This is a genomic window from Paenibacillus sp. 01T422 (assembly GCF_056398785.1).
Map to the genome: position 1 here is coordinate 1 of NZ_JBFTQB010001124.1, position 1,750 is coordinate 1,750.

The 1,750-nt window shown below is 37.5% G+C and carries 4 protein-coding genes; 2 read left to right on the forward strand and 2 right to left on the reverse strand.

The window, feature by feature from the left end; translation table 11 throughout:
* Positions 1-9: 9 nt before the first annotated feature.
* Positions 10-435, reverse strand: a complete 426-nt coding sequence (locus tag AC1DUA_RS36325; RefSeq protein ID WP_477504352.1) for a MarR family winged helix-turn-helix transcriptional regulator — start codon at positions 433-435, stop codon at positions 10-12.
* Between the two features lie 236 nt (positions 436-671).
* On the opposite strand from AC1DUA_RS36325, the gene AC1DUA_RS36330 reads away from it, so the two are divergent.
* Positions 672-1,007 carry a nuclear transport factor 2 family protein gene (locus tag AC1DUA_RS36330; RefSeq protein WP_477504353.1) on the forward strand — a complete coding sequence of 112 codons (336 nt, stop codon included), beginning with the start codon at positions 672-674 and terminating at the stop codon, positions 1,005-1,007.
* Here the strand turns inward: AC1DUA_RS36330 and AC1DUA_RS36335 are convergent.
* Positions 997-1,335, reverse strand: coding sequence for a hypothetical protein (locus AC1DUA_RS36335; RefSeq protein ID WP_477504354.1), 339 nt, complete (start codon positions 1,333-1,335; stop codon positions 997-999). The two genes, AC1DUA_RS36330 and AC1DUA_RS36335, sit on opposite strands and share 11 nt — an antisense overlap.
* Before the next feature lie 166 nt (positions 1,336-1,501).
* On the opposite strand from AC1DUA_RS36335, the gene AC1DUA_RS36340 reads away from it, so the two are divergent.
* A partial coding sequence (locus AC1DUA_RS36340; protein WP_477504355.1) for an RNA polymerase sigma factor occupies positions 1,502-1,750 on the forward strand: 249 nt, incomplete at its 3' end.

Here is a 1,750-nt window from a genome sequence, read left to right on the forward strand (position 1 = left end):
CCTAGACACTTATTCATCTTTTACGGTGGAATATAGCTTGCCAAGCAGCTCATGCAACTTTTGAATCTCATCGTTGCTCAAATATTGGGTAATATGATCATGAGCAGCAGTTACAATTGGTATAAGTTTAGTTTTCAGACTCATTCCTTTGTCGCTAAGGAACAGGTTGTGAGATCGTTTATCGGAATCATTCTGTATTCTTCTTACGATTTCTTTCTTTTCAAGTGAATAAATCATCCTCACAACTGTGGTTTGATCTCTATCAATGACTTCAGCAAGCTCTTTCTGGCTCGTTGCTTTTTCCACGTCAAGTGCAAGGATGATCCCCCACTGCTCTGGCGTTACTTCATATTGTTTAAGTATTTTCGTGAAAAAATTAGTCATTTTTAAATCTGTACGATGAACAACGAAACCTGTGAGATTATTTAGCTCCATGATAGGTGCTCCTTTCTCCATTCATTTAATATATGCTATAGCATATAAAATAGCTTATTTAAGCTTGTTTGTCAAATGGAACGGTAAAACCAGCGGCATTACTGAACTGTTGCCTACTGCCGCTGGCTATCTCACTTTGTCTGCACCATTTAAATGTAGGTAGTCACTCTTCTACTAAGTGTCTAATTCGTTTATACTAGCACTGACAATCATATTTCATTTTGGAGGAAAGTTACATGGAAAACTCTGTTGTAGAAAGACAATTACAAGCTTATAACGATAAAAATATCGATTTGTTCATGGCGTGTTATAGTGAAGATGTGAAAATATATGATTTTCCTGACATGCTTACGATGGAAGGCCAAGAGGCCATGAGAAGGCGTTATCAAAAATTATTTGAAACCTATCCAGATATGTTTGCTACGGTTGATAAAAGGATTGTTCATGGCAAATATGTCGTCGACCATGAGCAAATAACGGGCAGATTAGCAGATGGCGCCATTCTGGAAGCAGTGGCCATGTACGAAATTAAGGATGATATCATCATTAAAGTTTGGTTTCTTAGGAACTAAACGTAAAAATCTGGAAATACCCGTCCCATTCGGAAGAATATGAATCTACATTTTCAAAATTACCATTTGTATAGTCATGAATAACGGTTTGCCAAAATTGTTGCGCTGCTGTGTTTGTTCTCATTTGCTTAACCTCCCAATGACCAGGGAAGTTGCGGAATACATCATGCGCAGCAATTTTACCAATTCCCAATCTTCTCCATTTACGCATAATGAAGAATTTTGCCATTGCATGCGTTTCTTTCCCACGTTCTTGGAAGGATGAGAAATTATTCTTTAGCTTCCTTCCCTCTTCGTTTCTTCCTTTTTCCGTCCAATAGTGATCCAAATACGAATAATCATATACGCCGTGTGAATCCGGACAATCCCCCGTATGTTCACTTTCATCATAGAGATAAATAAAGCTGCATTAAATTTCGAAATATCAAAGGATCGAACCTTTTTTACCTTTTTGGGATATATACAGTAGTAGAATTCTGAGGGGGTGAAATGAATTGAATATTTCCCAGCGAGAGGCGGAAAAGATATTTGAGGAACAGTCCGCTTTCGTATACAGATTAGCTTTATTCCTTACCAAATCCAGAACCTTGTCAGAAGATATTATGCAGGATACCTTTATTCACGTTTTTCAGGTGTATCCCCAATACGATTCTAGTAGACCTATTCAACCATGGATTTATAAGATTACGCTAAATATAGTTAGAAAGGAGCTTCGCAAACGACATTGGACGACATTATGGAAC

Coding starts and splice junctions, on each gene's coding strand:
- AC1DUA_RS36325 (WP_477504352.1), bottom strand. CDS start 435: ATGGAGCTAAATAATCTCACAGGTTTCGTTGTTCATCGTACAGATTTA.
- AC1DUA_RS36330 (WP_477504353.1), top strand. CDS start 672: ATGGAAAACTCTGTTGTAGAAAGACAATTACAAGCTTATAACGATAAA.